General features: G+C 54.8%; 16 protein-coding genes. 10 read left to right on the top strand and 6 right to left on the bottom strand.

Translation table 11 applies throughout. The features are described 5' to 3' along the window. Positions 1 to 44 precede the first annotated feature (44 nt). From speFL to potE, 3 genes are all read left to right on the top strand, one after another. A complete protein-coding gene (speFL, locus tag OWK27_RS04475; RefSeq protein ID WP_003858645.1) occupies positions 45 to 149 on the top strand; it encodes a leader peptide SpeFL in 105 nt (34 codons plus the stop codon). A gap of 255 nt (positions 150 to 404) precedes the next feature. After that, positions 405 to 2,603 (top strand): ornithine decarboxylase SpeF, encoded by a 2,199-nt coding sequence (gene speF, locus OWK27_RS04470; RefSeq protein ID WP_252005078.1) that lies wholly within the window; start codon positions 405 to 407, stop codon positions 2,601 to 2,603. Next, positions 2,600 to 3,913 (top strand): putrescine-ornithine antiporter, encoded by a 1,314-nt coding sequence (gene potE / locus OWK27_RS04465; protein WP_148420823.1) that lies wholly within the window; start codon positions 2,600 to 2,602, stop codon positions 3,911 to 3,913. The genes speF and potE overlap by 4 nt, the downstream gene beginning before the upstream one ends. Positions 3,914 to 4,016: 103 nt before the next feature. On the opposite strand, the gene pgm is transcribed toward potE, so the two are convergent. Beyond that, positions 4,017 to 5,657, bottom strand: coding sequence for a phosphoglucomutase (alpha-D-glucose-1,6-bisphosphate-dependent) (pgm, locus tag OWK27_RS04460; RefSeq protein WP_267589909.1), 1,641 nt, complete (start codon positions 5,655 to 5,657; stop codon positions 4,017 to 4,019). 24 nt (positions 5,658 to 5,681) lie between these two features. Next, positions 5,682 to 6,227 carry a replication initiation negative regulator SeqA gene (gene seqA / locus OWK27_RS04455; protein ID WP_148420825.1) on the bottom strand — a complete coding sequence of 182 codons (546 nt, stop codon included), beginning with the start codon at positions 6,225 to 6,227 and terminating at the stop codon, positions 5,682 to 5,684. Between the two features lie 183 nt (positions 6,228 to 6,410). Here seqA and ybfF point away from each other — a divergent pair, with 183 nt between their 5' ends. The 4 genes from ybfF (at position 6,411) to fur (ending at position 9,024) form a co-directional block, all read left to right on the top strand. Further along, positions 6,411 to 7,184: an esterase gene (gene ybfF, locus OWK27_RS04450; RefSeq protein WP_176610885.1), complete on the top strand. Its 774-nt coding sequence runs from the start codon at positions 6,411 to 6,413 to the stop codon at positions 7,182 to 7,184. A 128-nt stretch (positions 7,185 to 7,312) separates the two neighbouring features. Continuing rightward, positions 7,313 to 7,600 (top strand): LexA regulated protein, encoded by a 288-nt coding sequence (ybfE, locus tag OWK27_RS04445; RefSeq protein ID WP_148420827.1) that lies wholly within the window; start codon positions 7,313 to 7,315, stop codon positions 7,598 to 7,600. A gap of 155 nt (positions 7,601 to 7,755) precedes the next feature. Continuing rightward, complete coding sequence (gene fldA, locus OWK27_RS04440) at positions 7,756 to 8,286, top strand: flavodoxin FldA (protein ID WP_267589908.1); 531 nt, start codon at positions 7,756 to 7,758, stop codon at positions 8,284 to 8,286. 291 nt (positions 8,287 to 8,577) lie between these two features. Then, positions 8,578 to 9,024 carry a ferric iron uptake transcriptional regulator gene (fur, locus tag OWK27_RS04435; RefSeq protein WP_003858655.1) on the top strand — a complete coding sequence of 149 codons (447 nt, stop codon included), beginning with the start codon at positions 8,578 to 8,580 and terminating at the stop codon, positions 9,022 to 9,024. A 95-nt stretch (positions 9,025 to 9,119) separates the two neighbouring features. Here fur and chiQ read toward each other — a convergent pair whose 3' ends face one another. The 4 genes from chiQ to nagE form a co-directional block, all read right to left on the bottom strand. After that, positions 9,120 to 9,449 (bottom strand): ChiQ/YbfN family lipoprotein, encoded by a 330-nt coding sequence (gene chiQ, locus OWK27_RS04430; protein ID WP_193356471.1) that lies wholly within the window; start codon positions 9,447 to 9,449, stop codon positions 9,120 to 9,122. A 47-nt stretch (positions 9,450 to 9,496) separates the two neighbouring features. After that, positions 9,497 to 10,894: a chitoporin ChiP gene (gene chiP / locus OWK27_RS04425; protein ID WP_267589907.1), complete on the bottom strand. Its 1,398-nt coding sequence runs from the start codon at positions 10,892 to 10,894 to the stop codon at positions 9,497 to 9,499. A 445-nt stretch (positions 10,895 to 11,339) separates the two neighbouring features. Beyond that, entirely contained in the window at positions 11,340 to 13,004 is a 1,665-nt protein-coding gene (gene glnS, locus OWK27_RS04415) for a glutamine--tRNA ligase (RefSeq protein ID WP_242174796.1), read from the bottom strand. A 169-nt stretch (positions 13,005 to 13,173) separates the two neighbouring features. Further along, positions 13,174 to 15,123 carry a PTS N-acetyl glucosamine transporter subunit IIABC gene (nagE, locus tag OWK27_RS04410; protein ID WP_267589906.1) on the bottom strand — a complete coding sequence of 650 codons (1,950 nt, stop codon included), beginning with the start codon at positions 15,121 to 15,123 and terminating at the stop codon, positions 13,174 to 13,176. A gap of 326 nt (positions 15,124 to 15,449) precedes the next feature. On the opposite strand from nagE, the gene nagB reads away from it, so the two are divergent. The 3 genes from nagB to nagC are packed head-to-tail and all read left to right on the top strand — an operon-like array spanning position 15,450 to position 18,683. Continuing rightward, complete coding sequence (nagB, locus tag OWK27_RS04405; protein ID WP_148420835.1) at positions 15,450 to 16,250, top strand: glucosamine-6-phosphate deaminase; 801 nt, start codon at positions 15,450 to 15,452, stop codon at positions 16,248 to 16,250. 55 nt (positions 16,251 to 16,305) lie between these two features. Then, positions 16,306 to 17,454 carry an N-acetylglucosamine-6-phosphate deacetylase gene (gene nagA / locus OWK27_RS04400; RefSeq protein WP_148420837.1) on the top strand — a complete coding sequence of 383 codons (1,149 nt, stop codon included), beginning with the start codon at positions 16,306 to 16,308 and terminating at the stop codon, positions 17,452 to 17,454. A gap of 8 nt (positions 17,455 to 17,462) precedes the next feature. Beyond that, positions 17,463 to 18,683, top strand: coding sequence for a DNA-binding transcriptional regulator NagC (nagC, locus tag OWK27_RS04395; protein ID WP_148420838.1), 1,221 nt, complete (start codon positions 17,463 to 17,465; stop codon positions 18,681 to 18,683). The last annotated feature ends 39 nt before the right edge of the window (positions 18,684 to 18,722 follow it).

The raw sequence follows: 18,722 nt of genomic DNA, 5'->3' as shown, positions 1-18,722 counted from the left end.
CGGATAAAATGACCATGCTTTCAATTACTGAAAGGAAACTGAACATGGAAAACAATAACCGTTTAATGCCCCATATAAGGCGGACAACGCATATCATGATGTTTGCCCACCGAAACTGTTTTGACTTTCACCTCTTTAACGCCCGGTAGTCCTTCGACTTCTGGCGCATCTGCTTACAGGTCATCCTGAAACACGCTATTTTACAGGCTGTTGCCTGTGAACACCTGCGCTCATTTCTTGTAATTCAGATTCTCCGCATCCGGGCGGACTGAATTTCACTCAGCAAAAAGCAAATAACTGATTTCCGTATCAGCGGTCACGCTTTGCTTTTTTTTTCCGGAAACAATCGATTTCTTTCTCATAAGAAGTCGAGGGGTCAATATTGCCTGAATAAAGAGAGAAAGATGAAAAAATTAAAAATTGCCGTCAGCCGTGCCTGTCCTGAATGTTTTACTACCCAGCGCGAAATGGTGGACGTTAACGCTTCGGATTATATTGACGTGGCGGCCGTGGTTCTGGCCGTCAGCGATATTTTCACTGGCGCAATTGAAGAGATAGAGGCCACGGGATTTGGCATCCCGGTGTTTATTGCTACGCATAAGGAAGAAATGGTTCCGGCTGAATTTCTGTCGCGTATTCACGGCGTTTTTGAGTACGCCGACAGCTGCAGTGCGTTCTACGGACGCCAGCTGGAAGCGGCCGCGCAGAAATACGAAACCCAGCTTCGTCCCCCGTTCTTCCGCGCGCTGGTCGATTACGTCCAGCAGGGCAACAGCGCGTTTGACTGTCCCGGGCATCAGGGAGGTCAGTTCTTCCGCCGCCATCCTGCCGGCAATCAGTTTGTTGATTTCTTTGGCGAAACGCTTTTTCGCTCCGATCTGTGCAACGCCGACGTGGCAATGGGCGATCTGCTGATCCACGAAGGCGCGCCGTGCATCGCCCAGCAGCATGCGGCAAAAGTCTTTAACGCTGACAAAACCTACTTCGTGCTGAACGGCACCTCCTCCTCCAATAAGGTGGTGCTGAACGCCCTGCTCACCCCAGGCGATCTGGTGCTGTTCGATCGTAATAACCACAAGTCTAACCACCACGGCGCGCTGTTGCAGGCAGGTGCAACGCCGGTGTACCTGGAAACGGCGCGCAACCCGTACGGCTTTATCGGCGGCATTGACGCACGCTGCTTTGAGGAGAGCTACCTGCGGGAGCTGGTGTCGGAGGTTGCGCCGGACCGCGCGCGCGACGCACGTCCGTTCCGTCTGGCGGTGATCCAGCTAGGCACCTACGACGGCACCATTTATAACGCCCGTCAGGTGGTGGATAACATTGGCCACCTGTGTGACTACATTCTGTTTGACTCTGCGTGGGTCGGCTACGAGCAGTTTATCCCGATGATGGCCGACTGCTCGCCGCTGCTGCTGGAGCTGAACGAGAACGATCCGGGGATCCTGGTTACCCAGTCCGTGCATAAGCAGCAGGCGGGATTCTCGCAAACCTCGCAGATCCACAAGAAGGACAGCCACATCAAAGGCCAGCCGCGCTATGTCCCGCACAAGCGCCTCAACAACGCCTTTATGATGCACGCCTCCACCAGCCCGTTCTACCCGCTGTTTGCCGCGCTGGACATCAACGCCCGCATGCATGAGGGGCAAAGCGGCCGTAATATGTGGATGGACTGCGTGGTGACGGGCATTGAGGCACGCAAGCTGATCCTGGAAAATTGCCAGTTTATTCGTCCTTTCGTTCCTGAAACGATTGACGGCAAGGCGTGGGAAAGCTGGGACACGGCGGAGATCGCGACGGATTTGCGCTTCTTCCACTTCGTGCCGGGTGAGCGCTGGCACGCTTTTGAAGGCTACGCCGAGCACCAGTATTTTATCGATCCGTGCAAGCTGCTGCTGACCACGCCGGGAATTAACGCCCGCACCGGCGAGTATGACGATTTCGGCGTGCCCGCCACTATCCTTGCCAACTTCCTGCGTGAAAACGGCATCGTGCCGGAAAAATGCGACCTCAATTCCATTCTTTTCCTGCTCACCCCGGCGGAGGACATGGGCAAACTGCAGCAGCTGGTCGCCCAGCTGCTGCGCTTCGAAAAGCTGCTCCAGAGCGATGCGCCGCTGAAAGCGGTTCTCCCCTCTCTTTATAAGCAGCATCCGGAACGTTACGCGAATTACACCCTGCGCCAGATTTGCCAGGAGATGCACGACCTCTATGCCCGCCATAACGTCAAGCAGCTGCAAAAAGAGATGTTCCGCAAGTCCCACTTCCCGCGCGTGATGATGAACCCGCAGGAGGCGAACTACGCCTACCTGCGCGGGGAAGTCGAGCTGGTTTCCCTGCGCGATGCAGAAGGCCGTATCGCCGCGGAGGGGGCGCTCCCTTACCCACCGGGGGTGCTGTGCGTGGTCCCGGGGGAAGTCTGGGGCGGTTCCGTGCTGCGCTACTTTGCCGCGCTGGAGGACGGGATCAATCTGCTGCCGGGCTTTGCGCCGGAGCTACAGGGCGTGTACGTCGAGGAGCGAGACGGTCGTAAACAGGTGCGCTGCTACGTCATTAAACAACCTGCCGCTCAGCCCGCGCTGCTGAAAGGAGAAAAAGTATGAGTAAGGCCAACAAGATGGGCGTGGTGCAGCTGACAATTCTCACCATGGTGAACATGATGGGGTCCGGGATCATCATGCTGCCCACCAAGCTCGCCGAAGTAGGGACGATTTCGATTATCTCCTGGCTGGTCACCGCCGTGGGATCGATGGCGCTGGCGTGGGCGTTTGCCAAGTGTGGAATGTTCAGCCGCAAGTCAGGCGGCATGGGCGGCTACGCCGAATATGCGTTCGGCAAGTCCGGTAACTTTATGGCCAACTACACCTATGGCGTATCGCTGCTGATCGCTAACGTGGCAATTGCAATTTCCGCCGTCGGCTACGGCACGGAGCTGTTTGGCGCGACGCTCAGTCCGGTACAGATTGGTTTAGCCACCATTGGCGTGCTGTGGATCTGCACCGTGGCCAACTTCGGCGGCGCGCGCATCACCGGACAGCTCAGCAGCATCACCGTCTGGGGCGTGATCATCCCTGTGGTCGGCCTGTGCGTTATCGGCTGGTTCTGGTTCAGCCCGACGCTGTACGCAAACTCCTGGAACCCGCACCACGTGCCGTTCTTTTCCGCAGTCGGATCTTCTATCGCCATGACGCTGTGGGCCTTCCTCGGCCTGGAGTCGGCCTGCGCAAACGCTGAGGTGGTGGAAAACCCGGAGAAAAATGTTCCCATCGCGGTGCTCGGCGGAACGCTGGGCGCGGCGGTGATCTACATCATCTCCACTAACGTGATTGCGGGGATTGTGCCAAACGCGGATCTGGCAAACTCCACGGCACCGTTCGGGCTGGCCTTCGCGCAGATGTTCAACCCGGAGGTGGGGAAAGTCATCATGGGGCTGATGGTGATGTCCTGCTGCGGCTCGCTCCTCGGCTGGCAGTTCACCATCGCACAGGTGTTTAAATCTTCGGCTGACGAAGGCTACTTCCCGAAAATCTTCTCCCGGGTGACAAAAGCCGATGCGCCGGTGCAGGGCATGCTGGCCATTGCGATTGTCCAGAGCGGCCTGTCGTTAATGACCATCAGCCCGTCGCTGAACAGCCAGTTCAACGTGCTGGTCAACCTGGCGGTGGTAACGAACATCATTCCTTACATTCTGTCGATGGCGGCGCTGGTGATTATTCAAAAGGTGGCGAAAGTGGATCCGCGAAAGGCCCGGGCGGCAAATATTGTGGCGCTGACGGGGGCGATTTACAGCTTCTACGCGCTCTACTCGTCCGGTCAGGAAGCGATGCTGTACGGCGCGATGGTGACATTTATGGGCTGGACGCTGTACGGTCTGGTGTCGCCGAGATTTGAACTCAAGAATAAGCACGGCTAGGTAAAAGCAAAACGGCAACCCTGAGGTTGCCGTTTTCCATGTTTTCACCCTCTCCCTGTGGGAGAGGGCCGGGGTGAGGGCACCAGCCCGCACCAAACACCACTTACGCGTTTTTCAGCACTTCACTGACAATTTCAACCGCTTCTTTCTCAATCTGCTGGCGGTGCTCAGCGCCGAGGAAGCTTTCGCAGTAGATTTTGTACGCATCTTCCGTACCGGATGGACGCGCCGCGAACCAGCCGTTTTCAGTCATCACCTTCAGGCCGCCGATGGACGCGCCGTTGCCCGGTGCCGCCGTCAGACGTGCGGTGATCGGGTCACCCGCCAGCGTGCTTGCGCTGACCATCTCCGGAGAGAGTTTGGACAGGGCCGCCTTCTGGGCAGAGGTCGCGCCAGCCTGAATACGGTTGTAGCTTGGCGCACCAAAACGTTCCGCCAGCTCGTTGTAATGCTCCTGCGGGTTCTTGCCGGTGACAGCGGTGATTTCCGCGGCCAGCAGGCACATGATGATGCCGTCTTTATCGGTTGACCACGGGGTGCCGTCGAAGCGAAGGAAGGATGCTCCCGCGCTCTCTTCACCGCCAAAGCCAAAGCTGCCGTCGTGCAGGCCGTCAACAAACCACTTAAAGCCCACCGGCACTTCCACCAGCTTGCGGCCCAGCGCGTCGACCACGCGGTCGATCATCGCGGAGGAAACCAGCGTTTTACCGACGGCGACCTCTTTGCCCCACTGCGGACGATGCTGGAACAGGTAGTTGATTGCCACAGCCAGGTAGTGGTTAGGGTTCATCAGCCCGGCAGGGGTAACGATACCGTGGCGGTCGTAATCCGGATCGTTAGCAAACGCCAGGTCGAATTTGTCGCGCAGCGCCAGCAGGCCAGCCATTGCGCATTCAGAGGAGCAGTCCATACGGATCGCGCCGTCTTTATCCAGGTGCATAAAGCGGAAGGTCTGGTCAAAGTGATCGTTCACGATGGTAAGATCCAGCTTGTAATGCTCGGCAATACGCTTCCAGTATTCAATACCGGAGCCGCCCAGCGGATCCACGCCCAGCTTCAGGCCGGCTTTCTGGATCGCGGCCATATCAACGATATCCGCCAGCCCTTCCACAAACGGCTGCACCAGATCTTGCTCTTTCACATGACCGGAGGCCATGGCTTCATCCAGGGAGATACGCTTCACGCCGTCCAGGCCATTAGCCAGCAGCGCGTTCGCGCGATCTTCCACCACTTTCGTGACGTTGGTGTCTGCCGGGCCACCGTTCGGCGGGTTGTATTTGATACCGCCATCTTCCGGCGGGTTGTGGGACGGGGTGATGACGATACCGTCAGCCAGCGCGCCGCCTTTTTTGTTGTGTACCAGAATGGCGTTGGAAACCGCAGGCGTTGGCGTAAAGCCGTTGTTCTCCTGAACAATCACGTCCACGCCGTTCGCCGCCAGCACTTCCAGCACGGAGATAAAAGCGGGTTCAGACAGGGCGTGGGTATCTTTCCCAACGTAGCACGGACCTGTGACGCCATTTTTGGCGCGCTCTTCCGCGATGGCCTGAGCAATGGCCAGAATGTGCGGTTCGTTAAAGCTGTGGCGCGCCGCGCTGCCGCGGTGGCCAGATGTACCAAACTTCACTGCGTGTTCTGCGTTGCCCAGGACCGGTTTCAGCACGTAGTACTGTGCGGTCAGCTGAGCGACGTTAATCAAATCGCGTTGTTGTGCAGGTTGGCCTGCACGGCTGTGATTTGCCATTGCCTGGTCCTTCTGATGCAAGGGTTAAATTGTACCGCAAACCTTTTCGATCAACTCCGCCGGGAACTGCATGGACTGCATGATATGTTCGATCATGCTGCACTTGCGGCCCGTATTGGTATTGGTGATCACCCAGTATGGTGTACCGGGAACGTGTTTGGGTTTGGTTTGATTGCCATTTTGCAGCAGCGTCTGCTCGTCGCCGGCGAAGTAAACGCGAGTACGACCGTGGAGCGACTCTGTCGCCTCAGCAAACGCTTTGTTATCCAGTGAGTAAAGTGTAGACAGCACCAGCATAAAGCGGTTAACCGCCTTTTTCTGCTCTGCATATTCATCCGACAGCAGCAGCTCGCGCATAGCGCGCACTTTGTCTTTAGCCGGCATGACGGCAGGTTTTACTTGTGCGACAACGCTCGGCTGAGACACGACATCTTTAGAAACAGAAGCGGGCTGTGAGGCGGCGGAAATTTTAAGCATGCGCCGTAAAATGTCGGACGCGCTCTCCCCAATATGCCGCGTCTGGCTGGCAATATACTGATAGAGTTCGTCATCAACTTCGATTGTTTTCATCTTAATCCAGTGCGATATCTTATCTGAATACAAGTCATTGAGATTATAAGGTCTAATCCCAACAGCGGATAGCGTCAAACCAGGTTGGCGGCAAAAGTCGGATTAAACTGGATCCTTGCCCCCGGGCGGCAGAATGGTCAACATGATACCCTAACCTGACAAACCTAAAAAAAGAACTTTGCCATGAAATTGAATACCCGAGCGCAAACTGCACAATCGCCGAACAATAATTCTCCCATCGTACTGGTTCACGGCCTGTTTGGCAGCCTGGATAACCTGGGCGTGCTGGCGCGCGATTTGGTTACCGATCATGAAATTCTTCAGGTTGATATGCGAAACCACGGTCTTTCCGGGCGTTCAGAGGAGATGACCTACGCGGCCATGGCGCAGGATCTGCTGGACACGCTGGATGCGCACGATATCCAGACAGCGACGCTCATCGGGCACTCAATGGGCGGCAAGGCGGTGATGGCGCTCACCGCGCTCGCGCCCGAGCGCATTTCCGGGCTGGTGGTCATTGACGTTGCGCCCGTCAATTACGACGTTCGTCGCCACGATGAAATTTTTGCTGCGATCGGTGCCGTGACGGCGTCAGGCGCTTCCACCCGCCAGCAGGCGGCTGCCGTTATGCGCGACCATCTTGATGAAGAGGGCGTGGTGCAGTTCCTGTTGAAATCGTTTGTTGACGGACAATGGCGCTTTAACGTGCCGGTGCTGTGGGACCAATATTCGCACATCGTGGGCTGGGAGAATGTTCCCGCCTGGCCGCACCCTACCCTCTTTATCCGTGGCGGTAACTCCCCCTACGTCACTGACGCGTACCGCGACACGCTGCTGGCGCAGTTCCCGCAGGCTCGCGCCCACGTGATTGCCGGTGCCGGGCACTGGGTGCACGCGGAAAAACCGGATGCCGTACTGCGCGCCATTCGTCGCTATCTCACTGATACTGCGAATTGATTAAAAAGCCAGCGACCGGAAGACGACGGGCTTCCAGTCGTTGGCGTGTGGATTTGGGTGATGTATGATGGCGCGCTTATCGCCCGGGCATTAGCAGGGCGGCGTGTTTCCCCCGAAGTCTCAGAATCATGGCCAAAGAACAAACGGACCGTACGACACTAGATCTGTTCGCGAATGAGCGTCGACCGGGACGACCGAAAACGAATCCGCTTTCGCGTGACGAACAGCTGCGTATTAATAAACGCAACCAGCTTAAACGCGATAAAAATCGTGGGCTTAAGCGTGTCGAACTGAAGCTGAATGCCGATGCCGTCGATGCGCTTAACGAGCTGGCTGACGCGCGCAACATCAGCCGCAGCGAACTGATCGAAGAGATGCTGATCGCCCAACTTGAGGCCTTACGCGGCAAGGCGTAACTCAGAAAATCCCCAATATTACCCTTTTCATGTAGCACAGAGTGCAGTCCTGCGTGATAGCTGTTTCCGCAGGGTTGCCAGTTCTGCTATTATTGCCCTTATCCGTGGACAATTTGCGCCACCATACCATTAAGTTTCAAGAGGTTATTTTACTCATGGCAATCATCGGCATTTTCTTTGGCAGTGATACCGGCAATACTGAAAATATCGCAAAAAACATTCAAAAACAGCTCGGTAAAGACGTTGCTGATGTGCATGACATCGCCAAGAGCAGCAAAGAAGATCTCGAGGGCTATGACATCCTGCTGCTGGGCATCCCGACCTGGTACTACGGCGAAGCGCAGTGTGACTGGGATGATTTCTTCCCGACGCTGGAAGAAGTCGACTTCAACGGCAAGCTGGTTGCCCTGTTCGGCTGTGGCGATCAGGAAGACTATGCTGAATACTTCTGTGATGCGCTGGGCACCATTCGCGACATCATTGAGCCACGCGGTGCGGCAATTGTCGGCCACTGGCCAACGGCGGGTTATCACTTCGAAGCCTCTAAAGGCCTCGCAGATGACGATCACTTCATTGGCCTGGCGATTGACGAAGACCGCCAGCCAGAGCTGACCGCTGAGCGTGTTGAAAAATGGGTTAAGCAGATCCGCGAAGAGCTGAACCTGGACGACATTCTTAACGCCTGATTTCCCTGCGGCGCAGCTCCGGTTGCGCCCGTTTTCCAGGTTATACCGATTAAATTAATTGCTACAAACTTTTAACTTTTTCGTTCAGACCTGTACAATATCCCCCTGGTAAAAAGTGGGTGCCATCGAACAAGTTTGTTGGTGATACCACGTTTTTATAAGCATACTTTGCTTGAGACTTGCAGTTTTCATTTAGCCATGGCAGTTCTATAATGAGACGCATTATCCCAAGTGCATTTTCTGTCACTTCTTCTTTAGAAGTGAATCGTTTAGCAACAGGACAGATTCCGCATGACTGACAACAATACCGCATTAAAGAAAGCTGGCCTGAAAGTAACGCTTCCTCGGTTAAAAATCCTTGAAGTGCTTCAGGGGCCAGACAATCACCATGTCAGTGCGGAAGACCTTTACAAGCGTCTTATCGATATGGGTGAAGAGATTGGGCTGGCAACCGTCTATCGTGTGCTGAACCAGTTTGATGACGCGGGCATTGTTACTCGTCATAATTTCGAAGGCGGTAAATCCGTGTTCGAGCTGACTCAGCAGCACCACCACGATCACCTGATCTGCCTCGATTGCGGCAAGGTCATTGAATTTAGCGATGATTCCATTGAATCACGCCAGCGTGAAATCGCCGCCCGTCACGGCATTCGCCTGACTAACCACAGCCTGTACCTGTACGGTCACTGCGCTGAAGGTGATTGCCGCGAAAATGAACACGCGCACGACGCAAAATAAGTTAGCGTTCATACTCTGAGCCAGCCGAAAGGTTGGCTTTTTTTTGCCGTAAAAAAGCCCGGTGGCGCAGCGCCACCGGGCAGAATAACAGCAAGTTACTTACCGTTATTGCTTCGAATGTCTTCCCAAATCTTGTCGCAACGCTTCGCCACTTCCTGATCGTTACCCGTTTTACGCGCCTGAATGCAGGCCTGATAGTCCATCACGCGAACGGTTTCCTGCTTGGCGAACTGCTCGTGCGCCTTGTCTTTTTTCAGCACGTCCAGCACGCTCTGGCAGGCTTCAATCTTCTCAGGCGAGCCTTGCGCGGTATTGATGCAGGCGCTATACGCCTCCTTCAGGCGAGAATCTTCCTTTGGCGCCGGTTCCTGCGCGCATGCCACCAGCCCCGATGCCAGCAGCGCGACGATTACGATTTTTTTCATCATATTTAGTCTCCGGTTCGGCGGGAGCTAACCCGCCGGACTCTTCATCAGAAGATGGTGAATGGCGCGATAACCATGAACTTCACGTCACGTTCATCCTGGAAGATGTTGCCGTAACCGCCCGCGTAGCTCGGGATATCGGAGTGGTTGTTATACTGGGTGAAGTGCAGCTTAAACATCGTGCCTTTCGCCCGGCCTTCCTGAAGGGTGTAAATCGCATCCAGACTGTATGAAGACTCCTTCAGACGGTAGTTCGGATCGTAGTAAGCGTCCGGCGTCGCCATATCCCCCGGCTTCGCGTCCCAGGCGTACGCGTAGGATGCCCCTACAGCCCAGCCCGGCAGGTTCCAGTTCTTCAGGTCATACATCGCGCCGAAGAAGACCGCTTTTTCACCGTCGGCGTTGAAGTCAGAGCGGTTATCCCACCAGATGTCCAGGCGACCGTTGGAGGAGGCGTAGGTTGGCGTCATACGCTGCAGGAAGTAGCCCTGCTGCCCTTCTGCCTTCACCCACGTCCCTTCCAGACGCAAATCGACCTGGCCTACCTTGTAGCCGAAGGTCAGCGCCTGCAGCCAGGCCGTACCGTCATAGATATCATTTACGCCGCCATCGCTGACCTTATCGCGCGTACCGTAGAACTGGTAGCTGGTGCTCAGCGGGCTGCCTGCGATATCAAATTTGTAGCTGGCTTTCGCAAAATACTGATCGATATAACCTTCAGCCTGACCAAAGGCAGCTTCCAGCACCAGATCGTTTTTGAAGTCATACTTCGCGCCGAGCGAGTGGAGATAGTCGACCTTTGTTTTCTTATCGTTTTGATAGAACTTGTCCATCTCAATGTGCCACGGCGCTTTGTACTCGTTGGTCCACATATAGGAGAAGCTCAGCGCACCCGCATCGCCGTAGTCAAAATTAGCGCCAGCTTCCGCCCCCTGATAGGTACCCGGCATAAAGCTCCAGTGCGGGGCTAACAGCGTCTGGCCGGTTGGCTGAATATAGCCACCACGCGCCCAGACCGGGCCATATTTGAATTTCGCAGCCGCTTTATACAGGCTGATGCCGCTTTTATCCCCGGACCAGTCTTCTTTATAAGCTTTGTTGCTGGAGGAGAAAGCAATTTCATTCGGGTGGCCGCTGTCGCCATTTTCCGCCATTTCAATTGCCGTAAATGCCGCAATATCCAGACCGAACATATCGGCGGCATATCCCGACTGGAAATCCAGATTGGCGTTCCAGGTGGAGTGAGAAAGGTTGGTTTTGTATTTATCTTCAGTGACGTCTTTACGGTCACGCTCACGCTGCCAGTAATAAATACCGCCCGTGAGGGTAGAATCTTCGATGAAACCGGCTGCTTTTGCTTCTGGCGCAACCACCAGTCCCGACATTGCTGTCACACCGGCGATAGCCAGCGCCAGTGCACTACGTTTGCCACTGAACGTACGCATAGATTATTCCTCTTTGACGAATTAAAACGCCTTAAACGGCGAAAAATAAAAAGACCAAACGGTCAGGGGTAGTCAGAAATACCCTCGAATTAACTACCGTCTTTAGGTTATTTTTCGCGACGCGAATTATCAATGCTTTTAATGAGGCAAAAGTCAGGATTATGACGAAGTGCACATATTTCGTAGCGATTTGTAACAATTGCCGCGGAGTGAGCGCTGGTGGGGAACAGACGCGTTTTCAGTAAGTAACAAGGTAATGAAGAATTTATTTTAAGCGGATTCCGTTTTTCATAAACAGAGAAACTTTTTTCAAAAAAATAAGTAGCACCACGTTGACCTGCATTTTTTATTTTTACTATTTCCCCCTTTGCTTAACGACATGATCGTTAAATAAAAAAACGCCGCATTACGCGGCGTTTGTTTCTCATTGACCAGTGCAGCGTTATTATTCGCCGATCTTAGTCCAGGTATCGCGCAGACCCACGGTACGGTTAAATACCGGTTTTTCAGCCGTGCTGTAGCGGCTGTCCAGGCAGAAGTAACCTTCACGTTCGAACTGGAACGCTTTACCGGCTTCAGCGGCTTTCAGAGACGGTTCCGCGTAGCCCTGCTTGATGACCAGCGATTCCGGGTTGATGGTGGCGAGAAAGTCTTCCGCCGCGCCAGGGTTCGGCACGCTGAACAGGCGATCGTACAGGCGGATCTCAACCGGCAGCGCATGCGTCGCGCTCACCCAGTGAATAACGCCCTTCACTTTACGTCCATCCGCCGGATCTTTGCTCAGCGTCTCTGCATCATAGGTACAGAAGATAGTCGTGATGTTACCTTCTGCATCCTTCTCCACGCGCTCGGCTTTGATCACGTAGGCGTTGCGCAGGCGAACCTCTTTGCCCAGCACCAGACGCTTGTACTGCTTGTTCGCTTCTTCACGGAAGTCAGCGCGATCGATCCAGATTTCACCGCTGAACGGCACGTCACGGGTGCCCATTTCCGGTTTGTTCGGATGGTTTGGCATAGAGACCATTTCGCTGCCGCCGTGATAGTTTTCGATGACCAGCTTCACCGGATCGATAACCGCCATCGCGCGCGGCGCGTTTTCGTTCAGATCTTCACGAATGCAGGATTCCAGCGAGGCCATCTCAATGGTGTTGTCCTGCTTGGTGACGCCGATACGTTTGCAGAACTCGCGAATGGACGCGGCAGTATAACCACGACGACGCAGGCCCGAGATGGTCGGCATGCGCGGATCGTCCCAGCCTTCAACGTGCTTGTCGGTTACCAGCAGGTTCAGCTTACGCTTGGACATCACGGTGTATTCCAGATTCAGACGAGAGAACTCGTACTGACGCGGATGCACGGGGATCGTGATGTTATCCAGCACCCAGTCGTACAGACGACGGTTGTCCTGGAACTCCAGCGTGCACAGAGAGTGCGTAATGCCTTCCAGCGCATCGCTGATGCAGTGGGTGAAGTCGTACATCGGGTAGATGCACCACTTATTGCCGGTCTGATGGTGTTCCGCGAACTTAATGCGGTACAGCACCGGGTCGCGCATCACGATGAACGGTGACGCCATATCGATTTTGGCGCGCAGGCACGCTTTACCTTCTTCGAAGCCGCCGGCGCGCATTTTTTCAAACAGCGCCAGGTTCTCTTCCACGCTGCGATCGCGGAACGGGCTGTTTTTGCCAGGCTGAGTCAGCGTACCGCGATACTCACGGATTTCGTCAGCAGACAGCTCGTCAACGTAGGCCAGACCTTTGTTGATCAACTCAACCGCATAGGCGTACAGCCGATCGAAATAGTCAGAGGAGTAGCAGATATCGCCAGACCAGTTGAAGCCCAGCCACTGCACGTCGTTTTTGATCGACTCAACGTATTCGATGTCTTCTTTTACTGGGTTGGTGTCATCGAAACGCAGGTTGCACTGTCCCTGGTAATCCTGGGCGATGCCAAAGTTCAGGCAGATCGATTTAGCGTGACCAATGTGCAGGTAGCCGTTTGGCTCCGGCGGGAAACGCGTATGCACCGTGGTGTGCTTACCACTGGCCAGATCTTCATCGATGATCTGACGAATAAAGTTACTCGGGCGGGCTTCTGCCTCACTCATCGTGGATTCCTCAAAGCGTAAACAACGTATAACGGCATATGATCTTATAAGCCGGACGTAGTGACAACCCTTAAAACGTCCCGGAAGAAAATAATGGGGACAATTGCTGCAAAAAAAAGCGGCGGAGGATATCCCCCGCCGCTAAAGGCATAACTCTACTCAGGAGCGATTACTTGCCTTTAATCTCATACAGTGGCGTTTGACCGGCAACCACCTGACCCTGCGCCTGGATAACCAGACCGCTGAAGTCGTCGATGTTGCTGCATACCACCGGGCTTATCATGGAGCGCGCATTGGCGTTCAGGTAATCCAGATCCATTTCCAGGATCGGCTGGCCTGCCACGACTTCAGCGCCCTCTTCCACCAGGCGAGTAAAGCCCTGACCGTTCAGCGCAACGGTATCGATACCCATATGGACAACGATCTCCGCGCCTTTTTCCGTTTCCAGGCAGAACGCGTGGTTGGTGTTGAAGATTTTCACGATAGTACCGGCTGCCGGAGAGACCACGGTTTTGTCCGTAGGCTTCACCGCCACGCCGTCACCTACCGCCTTGCTGGCGAACGCTTCGTCAGGCACCTGCTCAAGCGCAACGACGTCACCTGTCACCGGAGAAACCAGCGCCGCGACGGTCACCGCATTTGGCACCGCCTGCGGTTTAGCAGCCGGAGCGTCAGCCACCGGTGCGCTATCCGCTGACGCGGCAGCAACCGGCCCACGGGCAACCACTTTTTTCATCTCGTCGCCGATAGATTCGGCTTTCGCACCCACGATGACCTGGATGGTTTGCTTGTTCAGCTTCACCACGCCAGACGCGCCCAGGCGTTTACACATTGCATCGCTTACGCGCGCAGAGTCACCAACGGTCAGGCGCAGACGGGTAATACAGGCATCAATGGCTTTCAGGTTGTCGGTACCGCCTACCGCGGCGATATAGCTGGTTGCCAGCTGGGTTAAACCTTCTTCGGTATTGCTGTTTGCTTCGCTGGTAACAACGTCTTCTTTCGTGTCTTCGCGGCCCGGCGTCTTCAGGTTAAACATGCGAATAACCGCGCTGAACAGAACGAAGTAGATAACGAAGAAGATCAGACCCATCACCACCAGCATCCAGACGTTGCTGCTTGCCGCCGGCAGGTTGTACATCAGCACGTAGTCGATAGCGCCTGCGGAGAAGGAGAAGCCAGCATGGATGCCCAGAAGAGTGGCAACGAACAGGCTGATACCGGTCAGGATGGCGTGCATGAGGTACAGCAGCGGAGCCAGGAACATGAACAGGAATTCCAGCGGCTCGGTCACGCCGGTCAGGAAGGCCGTTACCGCCACGGACAGCAGCATACCGCCAACCATTGGGCGACGCGCTTTCGGCGCGGCCAGGTACATCGCCAGCGCAGCGCCAGGCAGACCAAACATCATGATTGGGAAGAAGCCGGACATAAACATGCCCGCGGTGCCGTCGCCTGCGTAGAAGCGGTTGATATCACCGTGGAATACGGCGCCCGCCGCGTTGGTGAACTCGCCGATCTGGAACCAGGCGATGGTGTTCAGCACCTGATGCAGACCCGTTGGGATCAGCAGACGGTTGATGAAGCCGAAGATACCCGCACCCATTGCGCCCGCGGAAACGATCCACTCGCCACCCGCATGGATAGCGTGCTGCACCGGTGGCCACACGTAGCCAAAGATGGCGGCAAGGATCAGACAGAAAAAGCCCGTCGCGATCGGCACGAAGCGTTTTCCGCCGAAGAAGCTCAGGAAGTCAGGGAGCTTGATACCCGCCCAACGGTTGTACACGGCACCACCGACGAGACCGGTAATGATACCCGCCAGTACGCCCATGTTGATTTCAGGGTTGATGGTCACCATCGCTTTTGTGAGGATGAAGTAACCCACGGCTCCGGCCAGTGCCGCAGCACCGGCGCTGTCTTTAGACCAGCTAGATGCCACACCGATGGCGAAAATCAGCGCCAGGTTGTCAAAAATTGCGCCGCCTGCCTGGGCGATAAACGGCACGTTGAGAAGATCGGGTTGCCCGAATCGCAGCAGGAGCGCTGCAACCGGTAGCACGGCGATAGGGAGCTGCAAAGCCCTACCGAGGCGCTGGAAAAAACCTAAAATATTCATCCTATTCCCCCTACGAGACCCGTTGTGAAGGCTCGCGCATAAACTATGTTTTTTATTGTGTCACGAACGATAGATACAGTTGATGATTCACTGGCAGTGTGAGTGTGTGAAAAATTAATTCGTATCGCAAATTAAACACCTATTTTTTGTGATTATTGTCACCAAATATCGTATTCAACCCTCCCTTTCACTGGCTAACGACGAAAACTTATTTTATCATTCAAAAAATCAAGACGGATTGATCCGGCCTGAAAGGTTCCAGGTTACGCTTAGTTCAGGTTGCACTAATCATCCGCCCACTTTTACTTAAACTTTAGAGGTGAATAATGAGACTGATTCCCCTGGCAACAGCTGAACAAGTCGGAAAATGGGCTGCACGTCATATCGTTAACCGCATCAACGCCTTCAAACCAACTGCCGATCGTCCTTTCGTTCTCGGCCTTCCAACCGGCGGCACGCCGCTGACTGCATATAAAGCGCTGGTGGAAATGCATAAAGCGGGCCAGGTTAGCTTCAAACACGTTGTGACCTTTAACATGGACGAATATGTCGGCCTGCCAAAGGAACATCCGGAAAGCTACCACAGCTTTATGCACCGTAACTTCTTCGATCACGTTGATATCCCGGCGGAAAATATTAACCTGCTGAATGGAAACGCGCCTGATATTGACGCAGAATGCCGTCAGTATGAAGAAAAAATCCGTTCTTACGGTAAAATCCACCTGTTTATGGGCGGCGTGGGCAACGATGGCCACATCGCGTTCAACGAACCGGCCTCTTCACTGGCATCCCGTACCCGTATCAAAACGCTGACCCACGACACGCGTGTGGCTAACTCCCGCTTCTTTGACGGCGACGTGAACCAGGTGCCTAAATACGCGCTGACCGTTGGCGTAGGCACCCTGCTGGATGCCGAAGAAGTGATGATTCTGGTGCTGGGAGCCGTGAAAGCGCAGGCGCTTCAGGCCGCTGTTGAAGGTAACGTAAACCACATGTGGACCATCAGCTGCCTGCAGCTGCATCCAAAATCAGTCATCGTGTGTGACGAACCGTCCACCATGGAACTGAAAGTGAAAACGCTGAAATACTTCAACGAGTTAGAAGCAGAGAACATCAAAGGTCTGTAATTGAATAACCGCCTCTTTATTCAGGGGCGGTCGCTTTTGTTAACCGGGGGTCAATATGTACGCTTTAACCCACGGTCGGATTTATACCGGCCATGAAATTCTGGATGACCATGCGATTGTTATCGCCAATGGCCTGATTGAACGTGTTTGCCCGCTGGCAGAACTGCCGCCGGAGATCGAACAGCGTTCTCTCAATGGAGCTGCGATCTCCCCCGGTTTCATCGACGTACAGCTTAACGGCTGCGGCGGTGTCCAGTTTAACGATACCCCAGAGGCGGTAACGGTTGAAACGCTGGAAATCATGCAAAAAGCCAACGAGAAATCGGGCTGCACCAGCTATCTGCCGACGCTTATCACCAGCAGCGACGACCTGATGAAGCAGGGTATCCGCGTCATGCGCGAGTACCAGGCAAAATATCCGAATCAGGCGCTGGGCCTGCATCTGGAAGGACCATGGCTGAACATGGTCAAGAAAGGCACCCATAACCCGAACTATGTGCGCAAGCCGGATGCCGAACTGGTTGATTACCTGTGCGCCAACGCCGATGCGATCGTTAAAGTCACGCTGGCACCGGAAATGACCGGCACGGACGTTATCAGCAAGCTGGCTGCCGCCGGGATTGTGGTATCAGCGGGTCACTCGAACGCCACGCTGAAGGAGGCGAAAGCCGGTTTCCGCGCAGGCATTACGTTTGCCACGCACCTTTACAACGCGATGCCGTACATCACCGGCCGCGAACCGGGCCTGGTTGGGGCTATTCTGGATGAGCCGGACGTCTACTGCGGCATTATCGCCGACGGTATGCATGTCGATTACGCTAACATCCGCAACGCCAAGCGCCTTAAGGGCGACAAGCTGTGCCTGGTAACCGATGCCACCGCACCGGCAGGGGCAAATATTGACCAGTTCATTTTTGCTGGTAAAACAATATACTACCGGAATGGACTGTGCGTGGATGAGAACGGCACGCTGAGCGGTTCTTCTCTGACGATGATCGAAGGGGTACGTAACCTCGTTGAGCATTGCGGAATTGCCCTTGATGAAGTGCTGCGTATGGCCACGCTTTATCCGGCACGCGCAATTGGCGTGGATAAACGGCTCGGTGGTATTGCACCCGGTATGGTTGCAAACCTGACGGCGTTCACACACGATTATAAAATTATTAAGACCATCGTTAATGGTAACGAGGTCGTCACTGAGTAAGTAAAAGTATGACACCAGGCGGACAAGCTCAAATCGGTAATGTCGATCTCGTTAAACAGCTTAACAGCGCGGCAGTTTATCGCCTGATTGACCAGCACGGGCCAATCTCACGCATCCAGATAGCCGAACAAAGCCAGCTTGCTCCCGCCAGCGTGACAAAAATTACGCGTCAGCTTATTGAGCGCGGCCTGATCAAAGAAGTCGATCAGCAGGCCTCCACCGGAGGCCGCCGCGCGATCTCCATCGTTACTGAAACCCGCAATTTTCAGGCGATTGGCGTCCGTTTAGGCCGTCATGACACCACGCTTACGCTCTACGATCTGAGCAGCAAAGCCATTGCCGAAGAGCACTACCCGCTTCCTGAACGCACTCAGGAGACGCTTGAACACGCCTTACTGAATACCATTGCGCACTTTATCGAAAGCTGTCAGCGCAAGATCCGCGAGCTGATTGCCATTTCGGTCATTCTGCCCGGCCTGGTCGACCCGGAGAGCGGCGTTATTCGCTACATGCCGCATATAAACGTGGAGAACTGGGGGCTGGTTGAGGCGCTGGAAAAGCGCTTTAAGCTGACCTGTTTTGTCGGTCACGATATCCGCTCACTGGCGCTGGCGGAGCACTATTTTGGTGCGAGCCAGGACTGCGAAGACTCTATTCTGGTGCGCGTGCATCGTGGTACAGGCGCTGGCATCATCTCTAACGGGCGCATTTTTATCGGTCGTAACGGCAACGTGGGCGAGATTGGCCATATCCAGGTTGAACCGCTCGGCGAGCGCTGCCACTGCGGTAACTTTGGCTGCCTCGAAACCGTGGCCGCCAATGCCGCCATTGAGCATCGCGTTCGCCATCTGCTGGAACAGGGTTACCAGAGCCGCGTTACGCTGGACGATTGTAAAATCGCCGCCATCTGCAAAGCCGCTAACAAAGGCGACGCGCTGGCCTGCGAAGTGATTGAACAGGTTGGACGCCATCTGGGTAAAACCATCGCCATTGCCATTAACCTGTTTAATCCGCAGAAAGTGGTGATTGCCGGCGAGATCGTTGAAGCAGAAAAAGTACTGCTGCCGGCTATTGAAGGCTGCATCAATACCCAGGCGCTGAAAGCGTTTCGCCAGAACCTGCCGGTGGTGCGTTCTACGCTCGATCACCGCTCGGCGATTGGCGCGTTCGCGCTGGTAAAACGTGCGATGCTCAACGGGATCCTGCTCCAGCATTTGCTGGAATCCTGATCGGACCTTATAGTAACGCCTTCTTTTTTTGATGTCGGG

It is taken from the genome of Enterobacter cloacae complex sp. 2022EL-00788 (assembly GCF_026627565.1).
Taxonomy (GTDB): domain Bacteria; phylum Pseudomonadota; class Gammaproteobacteria; order Enterobacterales; family Enterobacteriaceae; genus Enterobacter; species Enterobacter pasteurii.
Note: the sequence above shows the minus strand (reverse complement) of the source record. Positions and strands in the feature narration are given on the sequence as shown.